2 protein-coding genes (1 of these 2 running past the window's edge) are annotated in these 17,486 nt (G+C 64.4%); both read right to left on the bottom strand.

The genetic code is table 11. From position 1 onward, the window contains the following. Positions 1 to 5,076, bottom strand: partial view of a non-ribosomal peptide synthase/polyketide synthase gene (locus KJY40_RS10645; protein ID WP_230736642.1) — the 5' portion only. 8,472 nt of this gene lie to the left of the window's left edge; the window shows 5,076 of its 13,548 coding nt (coding positions 1–5,076); the start codon lies at positions 5,074 to 5,076; its stop codon lies beyond the left edge, outside the window. Next, positions 5,076 to 17,486 carry a non-ribosomal peptide synthetase gene (locus KJY40_RS10640; protein ID WP_230736640.1) on the bottom strand — a complete coding sequence of 4,137 codons (12,411 nt, stop codon included), beginning with the start codon at positions 17,484 to 17,486 and terminating at the stop codon, positions 5,076 to 5,078. The genes KJY40_RS10645 and KJY40_RS10640 overlap by 1 nt, the downstream gene beginning before the upstream one ends.

The following is a 17,486-nucleotide window of genomic DNA, read 5'->3' as shown; positions in this document are numbered from 1 at the left end:
CATCACGCTGCGCACCGAGTCCGGCACTGGCAGACGGCCGAGCAGATGACTCTGGGTCAACAGCAGGCCAATGCCGCTGTCGCCGATCATATAGGCCAGACGATCTTCCGGGTACGTCGGGTCGAGCGGCACATAGGCGCCGCCGGCCTTGAGAATCGCCAGCAGCCCGACGAGCATTTCCAGGCTGCGCTCCACCGCCAGACCGACGCGCACGTCCGGCCCGACACCGCTGGCAATCAGCTTGTGGGCCAACTGGTTGGCGCGGCTGTTGAGCTCGCCATAGCTCAAGGTCTGTTCGCCGTAAGTCACGGCCACCGCTTGCGGCGCACGCGCAGCCTGCGCTTCGATCAATTGATGCAGGCACGCCTCGCTCGGGAAATCGGCCACGGCCGGGTTCCATTGCAACAGCGTGGCCTGGCGTTCGGCCGCCTCGTGCAGCGGCAGTTCGGCGATGCGCTGTGCGCAATCGGCGACGATGCCGTGCAGCAGATTCGTCCAGTGCTGCGCCAGACGTTCCATGGTCACCGCGTCGAACAGGTCGGTGGCGTAGGTCAGTTCGGCCCAGACGTTGTCCGCCGACTCGAAAGTGTCGAGGGTCAGGTCGAACTGCGCGGTGTGCGACACCCAGCTCAGGCCTTCGATCTCGATCTTCGGCAGACGCGTCGCGCCTTCGGCCTGACGGGCCTGGCTCTGGTGGTTGTGCAGCACCTGGAACAGCGGACTGTGGCTCAGGCTGCGCTCCGGTTGCAGCGCATCGACCAGTTGCTCGAACGGCAGGTCCTGATGGGCCTGGGCACCGAGCACGGTGTTCTTCACTTGCTGCAGCAGGCTGCGGAAGCTCTGCTGGCTGTCGAACTCGGCTTTCAGCACTTGAGTGTTGACGAAGAAGCCGATCAGGCCTTCGGTCTCGACCCGGTTACGGTTGGCCACCGGCACGCCGACGCGAATGTCGGCCTGACCGCTGTAACGGTGCAGCAGGGTCTGGAACGACGCCAGCAGCAGCGCGAACAGGGTGACGTTTTCCCGTTGTGCGACCTGCTTGAGGCCAGCGGCCAGTTCGGCGCTCAGCGGGATGTCCTGACGCGCGCCCCGGTAGCTTTGCTCCGGCGGACGCGGACGGTCGGTCGGCAGCTCCAGCAATGGCTGATCGCCGTCGCCCAGTTGTGCGGTCCAGTAACTCAGTTGGCGCTCGCGTTCACCGGCGTCCATCCACTGGCGCTGCCACACCGCGTAGTCGGCGTACTGCACCGGCAATGCCGGCAACTGTGCGGTCTTGCCTTCGCTGTGGGCGGCATACAACGCCACTAGTTCGTTGACCATAATGCCCATCGACCAGCCATCGGACACGATGTGGTGCAAGGTGATGATCAGCGCGTGGTCATCGGCCGCCAGGCGCAGCAGTTTGACCCGCAGCAGCGGGCCTTTCTGCAAATCGAACAGGTGCAGGGTTTCGGCAGCGACCAGGGCTTGCAGCGCGGAGTCGTCCAGCTCGCGGTCGATGGTTTCGACGGCGATGTTCAGCGATGCCTGAGCCTGGATCACTTGCAGGGTCTGGCCCTGCTCCTCGACAAAGCAGGTACGCAGGGATTCGTGGCGGGCGATCAGTGCATCGAAGCTGCGCTGCAACGCCGGCAGGTCCAGTTCACCGCGCAGGCGCAGTGCGGCCGGCACGTGGTAAGCGGTGCTGGTCGGCTCCAGTTGCCAGAGGAACCACTGACGTTCCTGAGCGTAGGACAGCGTCAGCGGTTGCAGACGCGGCAACGCAATAATCGGCGGCTCTTGATGTGCCTGCTCCACGCCGAGAGCGGCGACGAAGTCCACCAGCGTGCTGTGTTCGAACAAGGTACGCAGCGGCACTTGCACGTTGAGCGCCTGACGCACCCGGGAAACGACCTGGGTCACCAGCAGCGAATGGCCGCCGAGTTCAAAGAAGTTGTCGCCCAGCCCCACCTGCTCCAGTTTCAGCACCGCTTGCCAGATTTCGGCGACGGTGTGCTGGGTGGCGGTCTGCGGCGCAATGTAAGTCGACTGCAACTGGGTGGCATCCGGCGCCGGCAAGGCCTTGCGATCGACTTTGCCGTTGGGGGTCAGCGGCAGTTGCGCGAGGAACAGCAAGTGCGCCGGCACCATGTATTCCGGCAATTGCGCCTTGAGGCTGGCCTTGAGCGCAGCGCGCAACGCGGCTTCACCGTCGGCATCCAGCACCTCGCCGGACGTCGGCACCACGTAGCCCACCAGTTGCGGGCCTGTCGGTCCGTCCTGGGCGACGACCACGATTTCGCGCACGCTGTCGAGCGCCAGCAGGCGCGCTTCGATTTCGCCCAGCTCGATGCGGAAACCACGGATTTTCACCTGATGGTCGATCCGCCCGATGTATTCGATCACGCCTTCGGCGCGGTAACGGGTCAGGTCGCCGGTGCGATACAGACGCTCGCCGGTGGTCGAGAACGGATCCGGCACAAAGCGTTCGGCGGTCAGCGCAGGACGCTGGAAGTAACCCCGCGCCAGGCCATCGCCACCGATCAGCAACTCGCCCGGCGCGCCGAGCGGATTGAGTTCCAGATCGCTGCCGAGGATGTACAGCGCGGTGTTGTCGATCGGTTTGCCGAGGAATGGACGGCTGTTCTCGACGCTCAGCGGATGCAGCGCCGACCAGATCGTGGTTTCGGTCGGGCCGTAGAGGTTCCAGACCTTCGGCGAGCGCGCCAGCATGCGTTGCGCCAGTTCCTGAGGCAGCGCTTCACCGCCACACAGGAACGTGCGGCCGTCGAGAGTCGCGGCGTGTTCGTTGTCCAGCAGCATACGCCAGGTCGAAGGCGTGGCTTGCAGCATCGTCACGCCGTGGCGGTCGATCAGTTCGAGCACCGCTTGCGGATCCTGATGCACGTCCTTGCCGGTCAGCACCACAGCGGCGCCGGCCAGCAGCGGGCCGTAGATTTCCAGGCCGAAAATATCGAACGAGAACGTGGTCAGCGACAGCATGCGATCCGCCGCAGCGATGCCCGGTTGCTCGACCATGCTCGCGACAAAGTTGCTCAGGGCCGCGTGACGGACCATCACGCCTTTAGGCTTGCCGGTCGAGCCGGAGGTGTAAATCGTGTAGGCCAGATGCTCGCCGTTCACGGCCACGTCAGGCGCGGTGGTCGGGTATGCCGCCAGCCAGTCCTGCGGTTGATCCAGCAACACCGTGGCAAGGCCGGCCGGGATCGGCAGCAGCGTCTGCAAGTGCGATTGGGTCAGCAGCAATTCGATGCCGCTGTCCTCGATCATGTAGGCCAGACGGTCTTCCGGATACGCCGGGTCCAGCGGCACATAAGCGCCGCCGGCCTTGAGGATCGCCAGCAGGCCGACGATCATTTCGACGCTGCGCTCGACGGCGATGCCGACCAGTCGATCCGGGCCGACGCCCAACTCGATCAGCTTGTGCGCGAGCTGGTTGGCGCGGGCATTCAACTGGCCGTAAGTCAGTTGGTCTTCGCCAATGATCAGCGCGGTGGCGTCAGGCGTTTGCCCGGCTTGCAGGGCAATGCGTTGCTGCACGCACGGCGCTGGCGCTGCGTGATCGACCACACGTTTCCAGTCCTGCAACAGCACTTGATGTTCGGTGGTTTCCAGCAGCGGCAGTTCGCCGACACGCTGATTCGGCGCGGCGACGATGCCGTGCAGCAGGTTCAGCCAGTGGCGTGCCAGACGCTCGATGGTTTGCGGTTTGAACAGGTCGGTGGCGTAAGTCAGTTCCGCCGCCACACCTTCGCTGGATTCGTAGGTGCCGAGGGTCAGGTCGAACTGCGCGGTGCGGCCTTCCCAGACGATGTCTTCGACACTCAGTTGCGGCAGTTGCACCTGGCTCTGACGCTGGGTCTGGTCGTTGACCGCCTGGTGGTTGTACATCACCTGGAACACCGGGCTGTGGCTCAGGCTGCGTTCCGGTTGCAGGGCTTCGATCAGTTGCTCGAACGGCAGATCCTGATGCGCCTGGGCCGCCATCGCCGATTGCTTGACCTGGGCCAGCAGTTGACTGAACGGCAGTTGCCCGTGGACGTCCGCACTCAGCACCTGGGTGTTGACGAAGAAGCCGATCAGGCCTTCGGTTTCCACCCGGTTGCGGTTGGCGGTCGGCACGCCGACTCGAATCTGCGACTGGCCGCTGTAGCGGTGCAGCAACGCCTGGAACGACGCCAGCAGCACCATGAACAGACTCGCGCCTTCGCGCTGGGCCAGTTGCTTGAGGGCATCACCCAGCGCCGTCGGCAGGTTCAGATCGAGGCGCGCACCACGGAAGCTTTGCACCGCCGGGCGCGGATGATCGATCGGCAACTCCAGCACCGGCTGTTCGCCGCCGAGGGTGTCGATCCAGTATTTCAGTTGCCGCTCACGCTCGCCGGCCTCCAGCCAGTGACGTTGCCAGATCGCGTAGTCGGCGTATTGCACGTCCAGCGGCGGCAGGCTCAGGGACTGGCCGCTGGTGTCGGCGGCGTAATGCTTGATCAGCTCGCCGACCAGCACTTGCATCGACCAGCCATCGGAGATGATGTGGTGCTGAATCAACGCCAACACGTGATCGTCTTCGCCGACCTTGAGCAACGACACCCGCAGCAACGGGCCCTGTTGCAGGTTGAACGGACGCGCGGTTTCGTTCTCGACGAAAGCCTTGATCTCAGCATCGGCGTCCAGACCGGGCGCCAACGCCTCGACCGTGATGCTCAGCGGCATCTGCGGGTGAACCTTCTGGCAGAAGGTTTCGCCCTGCTCGACGAACGTGGTGCGCAGGCTTTCGTGGCGGGCGACCACGGCGTTGAAACTGCGCTCCAGCGCCGCGACATCCAGCCGGCCCTTCAACCGCAGGGCGCTGGGAATGTGATACGCGGTGCTGTGCGGGTCCATCTGCCACAGGAACAACTGGCGTTCCTGGGCGTAGGACAGCGGGATCGCCTCGAAGCTTGAGCGAGTTTCCGGAATCGGCAGGTTGGCCGGCGAGACGCCCTCTTCGAGCATCTTTTCCAGGTAGAGCTTACGTTTGTCCAGCGGCAGAGTGATAAAGCGCTTGGCAATCCTCAAAGCAACACTCGTGTCCATCAGAACTCCTCCATATCGTCAAGCAGGGCTTCCAGCTTGTTCAGTTTCTGTTCGTTGATTGCCCCGCCTCCTGTATCGAGTCGAGCGACAAAGTCGCCGAGGACGGGGTGCTGGAATAGCAGTTGCGGCGTCAGCGTCAGGCCCATTTCGAGGGCGATGCGCGACACGACATTGACCGCCAGCAGCGAGTGCCCGCCGAGTTCGAAGAAGTGATCGTTCAGACCGATGCGTTCCACGGTGAGCACTTGCTGCCAGATTGCCGCGACCTGTTGCTCAAGCTCCGATTGCGGCGCGACATACGCGGCCTGCATCTGGCTGGCATCCACCGCCGGCAGCGCCTTGCGGTCGAGCTTGCCGTTGGGGGTCAGGGGCAACTGCTCAAGGAACAGCAGGTGCGCGGGAATCATGTAGTCAGGTAACGAAGACTTGAGGCCAGTCTTTAGTCCGTCGCGCAGTTGGCGCTGCGCTTCACCGTCGTACACGTCCAGTTGTGGAGCGACCACATAGGCGACCAGTTGCGCGCCGCCCTCGGCTTCGACGGCCAGCACGGCCGCCTCGCTGATGCCCGGTTGCGCCAACAGTCGCGCTTCGATTTCGCCCAGTTCGATACGGAAACCACGGATTTTCACCTGATGGTCGATCCGGCCCATGTACTCAAGCGCCCCGTCCTCGCGCTGACGAATCAGGTCGCCGGTGCGGTAGAGACGCTCGCCATTACAGGCGAACGGATTGGGCACAAACTTCTCGGCGGTCATCGCCGCTTTGCCCAGGTAACCGCGCGTGACACCGGCCCCGGACAGGTACAACTCGGCCGACACACCTTGCGGCACCGCTTGCAGATCGGCATCGAGCAAGTGGCTGGCGGAGTTATCCAGCGCCCGGCCGATGCGCGCCTGACCACCGGCGGTGCGGCGGGTCCAGGTCGAGTAAGTGGTGTCTTCCGACGGGCCGTACAGGTCGTAGACATGCTCGACCGTCGACTGCTGATAAAGCGCGTCCACCAGCCCTTGCTTGAGCGGTTCGCCCGCCAGGTTGATGATCCGCACACCCGGCGGAATCTGCCCGGCGCGCTGCAATGCGTTGATCGCCGACGGCACGGTGTTGATCAGGCGCACCCGATCCCGCGCCGGCAGTTGCGGCAGTTCCAGCGCGTTGCGGGCAATGATCAGCGACCCGCCGTTGGCCAAAGTCACAAACAGTTCCCACACCGACAGGTCGAAGCACACCGAGGTCGAGGCCAGCACGCCTTGAATGTCTTCGCGGCGGTAGACCTTCGCCGACCAGTCGATCAGTGCCATGACGTTGCGATGGGCAATCGCCACGCCTTTCGGCTTGCCGGTAGAACCGGAGGTGTAGATCACGTAGGCGAGGTTGTCCGGCGTCACGGCGGTTTGCGGCGCCTGAGCCGGATAGCCATCCAGCGCGATCTGATCCAGCAACAACACTTGAGTCTCGCAGGGCACGGTCAATGTGGCCGCCAGTTCCTGCTCAGTCAGCAACACTCGCGCACGGCTGTCTTCGAGCATGTAGGCCACGCGGTCGGCCGGGTAATCCGGGTCCAGCGGCACGTAGGCGCCGCCGGCCTTGAGCACCGCCAGCAGTGCAATCAGCAACTGCTCGGAACGCGGCAACGCCACGCCCACCCGCACTTCCGGGCCGACGCCGAGTTCGATCAACTTGTGCGCCAGGCGGTTGGCCCGGGCGTCCAGTTCGGCGTAAGTCAGCTGCGTGTCGGCGAAGGTCACGGCCAGCGCATCCGGGGTCGCGGCGACCTGGCGGGTGATGCGCTGGTGAATGCACAGCTCGGTGACGAAATCGGTGGAAACCGGCGCCGTCTCGATCAGGTGCAATTGGCTGAGCGAACGCTCGCCCGCCTCGGTCATCTGCTCAAGCAAACGCTGCAAGTGCGCGCCCAGTTGCGCCACACCGACGTCGGCGAAACGGTCGCGCTGGTAGCTGAAGTGCACCGACAGCTCGGCGCCCAGATGCACCAGCAGGGTCAACGGGTAGTTGGTCTGTTCGTGGTTCTCCACCGGACCGAATCGCAGGCCCTGTGGCGCGCCCTGCTCCAGCGCCTCGGCAATCGGGTAGTTCTCGAACACCATCAGGCTGTCGAACAGCGCGTCACCGCCCTGCCCGGCCCAGCGCTGGATCTGCGCCAGCGGCGTGTGTTCGAACTCGCGCAGCGCCAGGTTCTGCGCCTGCACGCCTTGCAGCCAGCTGGCCAGGCTCTGCTGCGCTTGTGGCGCGGCGATCACCGGCAAGGTGTTGATGAACAGACCGACCTGTTGCTCGGCCCCCGGCAGATCCGCCGGACGCCCGGCGACGGTGGCGCCGAACGCCACGCAATCCTTGCCGGTGTAGCGCTGCAACAGCAGCAGCCATGCGGCTTGCACCAGGGTGTTGACGGTGACTTTCGAGGCCCGGGCGAACTCGCCCAGACGCTGAGTCAGACCGGCATCGAGCACCTGGAAATGATCGCCATAACCGACGCTAGGCAGACCGGCATTCGGCCGCGCGATGGCATCGGCCAGACGCGTCGGCTCTTGCAGATTACCCAGCGCCGCCAGCCAGTAGGCTTCGGCGGTCGCAGCGTCCTGACGCTGCAGCCAGGCGATGTAATCGCGGTAACGTCCGGTCGGACGCGGCACCGCTTCGCCGCTGTAATGCTGCAGTACTTCGCCGAGCAACTGCGCGCTGCTCCAGCCGTCCATCAGGATGTGATGGTTGGTGTAGATCAGGTGATGACGGTTTTCAGCGATGCGCACCAGCACCAGACGCAGCAACGGTGCGCGGGTCAGGTCGAGGCCTTGGGCACGTTCTTCGTCGGCGAGTTTTTTCAGCGCGGCATCGAGGTCAGTCTGACCGTTCCAGTCGAGTACGCGGAACGGTACTTCGAGCTGACGCTGCACCACTTGCACCGGCTGCTCCAGATCGCCCTGCCAGACGAAGCCGGTACGCAGGATGTCATGGGCATCCACCACCGCTTGCCACGCGGCGCGGAACCGCTGCGGGTCGACACCATCGACGTCCAGACGCATCTGGTTGATGTAGTCGCCATTGCCGTGTTCGAGCAAGGTGTGGAACAGCATGCCCTGCTGCATCGGCGACAGCGGGTAGATGTCGTCGATGGTCTGCGGCTGTGGCGCCAGTACGTCGAGCTGGGCCTGGGTCAGGCTCACCAGCGGGAAGTCCGACGGGGTCACGCCACGGTTGGCGCTGTCGCAGCAATGGGCGATCAGCGCGGTCAGTTCTTGCAGGTAATCGTCGGCCAGACGCTGGATAGTCGCCGGTTCGAACATCTCGCGGCTAAACGTCCAGCTCAGGTCCAGCTCACCGTTGAACACCTTGCCGTCGAGGGCCAGGGGACTGCCCAGCGGGCCTTGCATATTGACTTCTTCGCCACCGGATTCGCTGGTCGGCACGAACAGCGCTTCATCGCCGGCCTCGAAACTGCCGTCGAACTGGCCCAGATAGTTAAAGGTCAGACGCGGCGTCGGCAGCGCTTGCAGGGTGGCCCGGGCGTGGTCATCGCCCAGATGCGCGAGGGCACCGAAGCCGATGCCTTTGTTCGGGATCGCCCGCAACTGCTCCTTGATCTGTTTCAGCGAGGCGCCGAGGTCAGCGGTCGGGGTCAGTTTTGCCGGGAACAGGCTGGTGAACCAACCCACGGTGCGGGTCAGGTCGACGTGATCGAACAGGTCTTCACGACCGTGTCCTTCCAGTTGCACCAGCACGTTGTCGTCACCGGTCCAGCGCACCATCACTCGCGCCAGCGCGGTCAGCAGCAGATCGTTGACCTGCGTGCGGTAGGCCGCCGGGGCCTCTTGCAACAGTTGGCGGGTCAGGGTCTTGTCCAGCGGCGTGCGGATCGCCAGTGCCTGGCAATGTTGCTGACCACCCTGCGGGTTGTCGCACGGCAACGCGTTGGATGCGCCTTGCAGCTGTTGCTGCCAGAAGCCCAGTTCGGCTTGCAGCGACGCACTGCCGGCATAGTCCTGCAACGCCTCGGTCCAGGCTTTCACGGCGCTGGTCTTGGCCGGCAGCTGCACGGCCGCCCCCGACTGGATCTGCCGGTAAGCGCTTTGCAGGTCTTCGAACAGAATCCGCCACGACACGCCATCCACCACCAGGTGATGGACCACCAGCAACAGACGCTGGCTGCCATCGGCCAGATTCGCCAGCACCGCACGGATCAGCGAACCGCCGCTCAGTTGCAGGCTGCGCTGGGCCTGATTACCCAGCACCTCAAGCGCCGCCAGATCGGCGACCTCGACTTGCCACAGCACGGTTTCACCGGCCTGGGTTGCGACATCGCGGTACTGCGCCGTCCAGCCCTGCGTTTGCTCGGCAAAGTCCAGGCGCAGGCTGTCGTGATGCACGACCAGCGCATCCAGGGCTTGCTCAAGAACGGAAGCATCCAACGGCTGAGCGGTCTTGAGCATCACCGACTGGTTCCAGTGATGACGGTCGGGAATCGGCTGGGCGAAGAACCACTGATGAATCGGCAGCAGCGCGGTTTCGCCAGTCACCGGTCGCTGATCGATCTGCTGCACCGGCTCACCGGTCTGCACCACATTGGCCAGCGCCTGAATGGTCTGGTGCTGGAACAAATCTTTCGGCGTAAAGCGCAACCCGGCCTGACGGGCGCGGCTGACCACCTGGATCGAGATGATCGAATCGCCGCCCAGTTCGAAGAAGTTGTCGGTCAGACCCACGCGTTCCAGCTTCAGCACGTCCTGCCAGATCGTTGCCAGTTGCTGCTCAAGCGCGCTTTGCGGCGCCACGTAGGTTTGCTGCAACTGGCTGACGTCAGGTTTGGGCAGGTTCTTGCGATCGAGTTTGCCGTTCGGTGTCAGCGGCATGCGCTCAAGGGTCAGCACGTAAGCCGGGACCATGTGCGCCGGCAAGCTGGCCTTGAGTTGCGCCCGCAGTTGCTCGGCGAAATCCGCCTGTTGCGAGTCGCCGACCACGTACGCCACCAGCCGTTTGCTGCCGGCGCTTTCCTGGGCCACGACCACCGCTTCGCGCACGCCGTCGAGGGCTTGCAGGCTGGCTTCGATCTCGCCCAGTTCGATGCGGAAACCACGGATCTTTACCTGATTGTCGATGCGCTCCAGATAATCGAAAGTGCCGTCGGCACGCTGGCGCACCAGGTCGCCGGTGCGGTACAGCACGCCACCGGTCGCGCTGAACGGGTCCGCGACAAAACGCTCGGCGGTCATCGCCGGACGATTCAGGTAACCACGGGCCACGCCGCTGCCACCCAGATACAGCTCGCCGGCCATGCCTTGCGGCAACAGGTTCAGGTCGGCGTCGAGCACGTAGGCGCTGCGGTCGCCGATGCGGCTGCCGATCGGCGCATAGGCGGCGCCGCACGGCACATCGCGACCGGCCTTCCAGATCAGCGGCGTGACTACCGTTTCGGTCGGGCCGTAGCCGTTGATGATGTATTCCGGGTTCAGCGCGCGTTTGACGCGCTCGAAACTCGCATTCGGCACCGCATCGCCGCCGAAGCAGTAGATCCGCACCTGCGGTGGATTGCCCACGCGTTCGGCGTGTTCGGCCAGTTGTTGCAGGTACACCGGCGGGAACGCGACCACGGTCACACCGTGCTCGATCATTGCGTTGTAGGTCTGCTCCGGCGTCCACAGGCTGTCGTCGCGGATCAGCAGCGAGCCGCCGTGAGTCAGGCTGGTCAGCCAGCGTTCATGGGCACCGTCGAAGGCGAACGACATGAAATGGAATTCGCAATCGCTGTCGCGCATTTCATAGCGCTCACCGATGGCCAGGCAGTGCATCGCCAGCGGCCCGTGGGTGACGCTGACGCCTTTCGGATTGCCGGTGGAACCGGAGGTGTAGATCACGTAGGCCAGATTGTCCGGATCGATCGTCACCGCCGGTGCCTGCACCGAATGGCCGCTGAGGTCGAGGCGATCCAGTTCCAGCACGCTCATGGCCTCGTCGATCGGCAGTTGTGCCGACACTCGGGAATCGGTCAGCAGCAGCGCCAGACCGGAATCCTGCATCAGGTACGCCAGACGCTCGCGCGGGTAGCTGGTGTCCAGCGGCACATAGGCGCCGCCGGCCTTGAGCACCGCCAGCAAGGCAACGATCAGCCCTTCGCCGCGCGGCATCGCCACGCCGACCCGCACTTCGGCGCGCACGCCACGGGCCACCAGTTCATGGGCCAGACGGTTGGCCCGGGCGTCGAGTTCGCCGTAGCTGTAATGCTTGCCATCAAAAATGACCGCCGTGCGATCCGGTTGTTGCGCGGCCAAGCGGGCATAGCGCTGGTGCACGGCGATATCGGCCGGGTACGCCTGCGGATGGTTCTGCGCCTGTTGCCGCGCATGTTCGTCGGTCGTGGCCAGGGCGATTTCACCGAGACGACGTTCGGCGGATTCGGCGAACTGCTCCAACAGGTGCAGCAACTGCGCGCTCAGACGCTCGACGGTGGCGACGCTGAAATGCGCCTGGTCGAAGCTCATGTGCAGCGCCAGGGTTTCGCCCAGCGTCACACCGAGGGTCAGCGGATAGTGGGTCTGATCCTGGTTGGCGACTTCGCCGAACACCACGCCCTGGGCGGTGCCGTGTTGCAGCGCCTCGGAGATCGGGAAGTTCTCGAACACCAGCAGCGTGTCGAACAGCGACTCGCCGCCCTGCCCGGCCCAACGCTGAATGCTCGCCAGCGGCGTGTGTTCGAATTCGCGCAGCGACAGGTTCTGCGCCTGCACCGCCGCCAGCCACGCGGCCACGGTCTGATCCGGACGACTGCCGGCGATCACCGGCAAGGTATTGATGAACAGGCCGACCTGCTGCTCGATCCCCACCAGTTCCGCCGGACGCCCGGCCACGGTGGTGCCGAACGCCACGCAGGCGCTGCCGGTGTAACGCTGCAACAGCAACAGCCACGCGGCTTGCACCAGGGTATTGACGGTGACTTTCTGCTCACGGGCAAACGCGTTCAAACGACGGGTGCGCGAAGCCTCGAGGTCGTAATGCTTGAGCAAATGACCGACTTCACTGCGCACCTCGCCACCGCCGGCCGCAGCCTGCGCGAGCACCGTCGGCTCGTGGAAATCCGCCAGTTGTTGCAGCCAGAATGCTTCGCTGACCGCCGCGTCCTGACGTTGCAGCCACTGGATGTAATCCGAGTAACGGCTGACCGGACGCGGTGGTTGCTGGCCGGCATAACGTTGCAGGACCTCGCCGAGCATCTGCGCGCTGCTCCAGCCGTCCATCAGGATGTGATGGTTGGTGAAGATCAGGTGATGACGGCTGTCGCTGGTGCGGATCAGGGTCACGCGCAGCAGCCCGGCCCGGGTCAGGTCGAACCCTTCGGCCAGATCGGCGGCGGTGAAATCCTTGAGGGCCTGGGCGATGTCGCTGCGCTCGCGCCAGTCGAGCAGCGCGTACGGCAGCGCCAGTTGGCGATGGATGATTTGCAGTTGTTCCTGCAATTCGCCCTGCCAGATAAAGCCGCTGCGCAGGATGTCGTGGGCGTCCATGGTCGCTTGCCACGCCGCGCGGAAACGCTCGGGATCGAGGCCGTCGACATCGACACACAACTGGTTGATGTAAGTGCCGGTGCCCTGTTCGTACAAGGTGTGGAACAGCATGCCCTGCTGCATCGGCGACAGCGGATAAATGTCTTCGATGCCGGCGGCCGGCACCGGGATCGCGTCCAGTTGCGCCTGATCGATGTGCGCCAGCGGGAAGTCCGACGGCGTCACGCCCATCGAGCTCGCGTCGCAGCAATGGCTGATCAGCGCCTGGAGTTCACGTTCGTAATCCTCAGCCAGGCGGGCGATGGTCGCCTCGTTGAATTGCTCGCGGCTGAAGGTCCAGCGCAGGTCGAGTTCGCCGTCGTAGACCTGACCTTCGACGCCCAGCCAGTTGTCCAGCGGCGCGTCGAGGCTTTGCTCCAGCCCGGCGCTTTCACCGGCCGGGCTGAACAGCGCACCGTCCTCGGCATCGAAGCTGCCGTCGAACTGGCCGAGGTAGTTGAAGGTAATGCGCGGCATCGCCAGCGCCTTGAGGCTGGCCTGGGTGGACGCGTCGCCCAGATGGCGCAGCACACCGAAACCGATGCCCTTGTTCGGAATCGCCCGCAGTTGTTCCTTGATCTGCTTGATCGCCGCCACCACGCAATCCTTCGGGGTCAGGCGCACCGGGAACAGACTGGTGAACCAGCCGACGGTGCGGGTCAGATCGACGTCGTCGAACAGGTCTTCGCGGCCGTGGCCTTCCAGCTGAATCAGGGTGTCGGCCTGGCCGGTCCAGCGGCTGATCACCCGCGCCAGTGCTGTCAGCAGCAGATCGTTGACCTGCGTGCGATAAGCCGCTGGCGCCTGTTGCAGCAATTGCTGGGTGAAAGTCTTGTCGAGGCGGCTGTGCAGCACCAGGGCGTGGCGGCTTTGCAGACTGCCCTGCGGGTTGTCGCACGGCAGATCCAGTGCCGCGCCGTCGAGTTGTTGCTTCCAGAATCCCAGTTCAGCCTGCAGCGCCTCGGTCGCGGCATAGGCTTGCAGATGCTCGCCCCAGGTCTTGTAGGCACTGGTTTTCGCCGGCAGTTTGATTGCAGTTTTTTGCGCAGCCTGTTGATAAGCCAGTTGCAGGTCTTCCAGCAGAATCCGCCACGAAACACCGTCCACCACCAGGTGGTGCACGGCCAGCAACAGACGCTGACTGCCATCGGCGACGGTCGCCAGTACGGCGCGCAGCAGCGGGCCGTTTTGCAGGTTCAGGCTTTGTTGGGCCTTGGCGTACAGCGCTTGCAGTTCGCGGTCGGCCAGCTTGTCGGCGGTCCACAACAGTTCCGGATCGTGCGCAACCGGCGCGACTTCGGCACGCCAGCCTTCGACGCTTTCGACGAAGCGCGAACGCAGGCCGTCGTGATGCGCGATCAAGGCGTTCAGCGCTTGCAGCAGTGCTTCGGCGTTCAGGGTTTGATGACTGCGCAGCAGCACCGCCTGGTTCCAGTGGTGACGCTGGGGAATCGGGTCCTCGAAGAACACTTGCTGGATCGGCAGCAACGGCAGCTCGCCGGTCACCGGCCCCTGATCGATGCTCACGCTACCGCTGCCCTGCTGCGCCACACTGGCCAGGCCTTGCACGGTCTGGTGCTGGAACAGGTCGCGGGGGCTGAAATGAATCCCGGCCTGACGCGAGCGGCTGACCACCTGTATCGAGATGATCGAGTCGCCGCCCAGTTCGAAGAAGTTGTCGGTGAGGCCGACCTGTTCGAGCTTGAGCACGTCCTGCCAGATGCCGGCGATTTTCTGCTCCAGCTCGCTGCGCGGCGCGACGAACGCCTGCTGCATCTGGCTGGCGTCCGGCGCCGGCAAGGCCTTGCGGTCCAGTTTGCCGTTCGGGCTCAGGGGCAGTTCGGCGAGGAACAACAGCTGCGTCGGCACCATGTAGTCCGGCAGGCTGTCCTTGAGCTGTGCCTTGATCGCTTCCCGCGCCGCGCCTTGCTCATCGGCGTTCGCTGCAACCACCGACGTTTGCTTCGGCACCACGTAGGCCACCAGTTGCAGGCTGCTGCCGCCCTGCACCGCCAGCACCACGGCTTCGCTGACGTCGTTCAGTTCCAGCAGGCGCGCTTCGACCTCGCCCAGCTCGATACGGAAACCACGGATCTTCACTTGATGGTCAACGCGGCCGACGTATTCGATCTGGCCGAGGGCGTTGTAGCGCGCCAGGTCGCCGGTGCGATACAGGCGCGCGCCGCTCTTGGAAAACGGATCGGGAATGAAGCGTTCGGCAGTCAGATCGGCACGCTGGAAGTAACCGCGTGCGAGCAACTCGCCGCCGATCAGCAGCTCACCGACCACACCGACCGGGGTCGGCTGGCCATCGGCATCCAGCAGATAGGTGTGACGGCCCGGCAGCGGTTGACCGATCGGCATTGTCAGCGGCAACGGCTGGCGACCGAACACGTAGTCGCTGCAATCGAGGGTGGTCGCAGTGACGGTGGCTTCGGTCGGGCCGTAGGTGTTGAGCAGTCTGACGTGCTCGAGCCCGGCCTGACGCCAGGCCTGCACGCCTTCCGGCGGCATCGCTTCGCCACCGCTGTGCACCTGACGCAGCGCCGCGTAGTCACGCGGGCCGGCGGCGGCGAATTCCTTGGCGATCATGTTCCAGTAAGCGGTGGTCAGGTCCATGACCGTGATGCCGTGTTCAACGATGTTCCGGTACAGGGTTTCGCTGTCCCACACTTCGTTGCCGCGCAGCACCACCGAGGCGCCGCAGGTCAGCGGGCCGAACAGCTGCTCGCCGAAGGCATCGAAGTTGAAGGTCGCAAATTGCAGCGCGCAATCGGTGGCGCTCAGGTCGTAATAATGCTGCGAGGCGAACGCGTGTTTGCTCAGGGCACCGTGGCTGATGCCGACGCCTTTCGGGCGACCGGTCGAGCCGGAGGTGAACATCACGTAAGCGAGGTTATCGGCCCACACGGCGCGTTGCGGGTTGCGTTCATCGGTGTGGGTCCAGACTTCGGCCTGATCCAGACACAGGCTCTGGACGTTCTGCGGCACCGGCAGACGGTCGAGCAAATGGCTTTGGGTCAGCAGCAAGCGGCTGCCGCTGTCTTCGATCATGCACAGCAGGCGATCACGCGGGTATTGCGGATCCAGCGGCACATAGGCGCCACCGGCCTTGAGCACGGCGAGGATGGCGACGATCAGTTCCAGTCCGCGATCCACCGCCACTCCCACCAGCACGTCCGGGCCGACACCTTGCGCCAGCAGCGTGCGCGCCAGGCGATTGGCCCGGGCGTTGAGCTGGGCGTAAGTCAGTCGCTGGCCGTCGAAAATCAGCGCGACGGCATCCGGCGTCCGTTCAGCCTGGGCTTCGAACAGCTGATGCACCGGGCGCTCGCTCGGCCATTGAGTATCGTGGCGGCCCCAGTCCTGAGTCAGTTGTTCCAGCTCGGTCGTTTCCAACAGCACGATGTCACCGACGCGCTGCTGCGGATCGCTGACGATGCTGCGCAGCAAGTTCGTCCAGTGACGCGCCATGCGCTCGATGGTTTCAGGCTCGAATAGATCCGTGGCGTAGGTGAACGCCGCATGCAGTTGCCCGCCCCTCTCGTAGGTATCCAGGCTCAGATCGAACTGGGTGCTGCGGCTTTCCCACTCGATGACGCCCAGTTCCAGACCGCTGCCGACCTTGAGTGTGGTGACATCGGCGACTTCCGGCTGGTGGTTGTACATCACCTGGAACAGCGGGTTGTAACTCAGGCTGCGCTCCAGTTTCAGCGCCTCGACCAGACGTTCGAACGGCAAGTCCTGATGGGCCTGGGCGCCGAGGGCGGTTTCCTTGAGATCACGCAGCAGATCGGCGATCGAGGTCTGGCCGTCCAGCTCGACACGCAGCACCTGGGTGTTGACGAAGAAGCCGATCAGCCCTTCGATTTCCCGGCGGTTGCGGTTGGCGATCGGCACGCCGACGCGCAGATCGGTCTGACCGGTGTAACGGTGCAGCAGAATATTGAAGGTGCCGAGCAACAGCATGAACAGCGTCACGCCGTGCTGACGTGCGATGCCGCGCAATTGCTCGACCAGCGCGGCGTCCACCACGCTTTCCAGACGCTGGCCCTGATTGCTCGGCAGCACCGGACGCGGGCGATCCACCGGCAATTCCAGCACCGGGTGTTCGTCGCCCATCTGCGCCAGCCAGTAGTCGAGCTGACGCTGTTGTTCACCCGCTTCCAGCCAGCGGCGCTGCCACAGGGCGTAGTCGCTGTATTGCACCGCCAGGGGCGGCAGTTCGGCAGCACGGCCCTGATCGTGGGCGTCATAGAAGCGGCAGAATTCGTCGATCAGTACGTTCATCGACCAGCCATCGGACACGATGTGGTGCAGCGTCAGCAGCAACACATGTTCCTGCTCGGCCAGTTGCAACAGGCGCACCCGCAGCAGCGGGCCGTTGGCCAGGTCGAACGGCTGTAGCGATTGCTCCTGCGCGGCAGCGGCCACACGGGTTTCACGTTCGGCGGCAGGCAAATCGCTGAGATCGATGCGCTGGATGTCCAGCGGTTGTTGCAGCGGCACTTGCAGCAGGCTGTCGTCAGGTTGTTGCTGGAACACCGTGCGCAGGGTTTCGTGGCGTTCGATCAGGCTGGCGAAGGCTTGCTCCAGCGCGGCCTGATTCAGGCGACCGGTCAGGCGCACCGCCGCCGGCAGGTTGTAGGCGCCGCTTTGCGGGTCCAGATGCCAGAGGAACCACATGCGTTGCTGGGCATAAGACAGCGCCTGCCGATCCTCGGCCTCGACGCCTGCGGGAATCGGGAACCGGGAAAAATCCACCCCTTCTTTCGCCAGGGCAGCCAGGAACATCTGGCGCTTTTCCAGGGGCAACCCGATAAACCGGCGAGCGAGTTTCAAGGAGTCTTCTGCATTCAT

Source organism: Pseudomonas fitomaticsae (genome assembly GCF_021018765.1).
In the GTDB taxonomy this organism is placed as follows: domain Bacteria; phylum Pseudomonadota; class Gammaproteobacteria; order Pseudomonadales; family Pseudomonadaceae; genus Aquipseudomonas; species Aquipseudomonas fitomaticsae.
The sequence above is the reverse complement of the archived record's forward strand: the minus strand, read 5'-3'. Positions and strand labels throughout refer to the sequence as shown.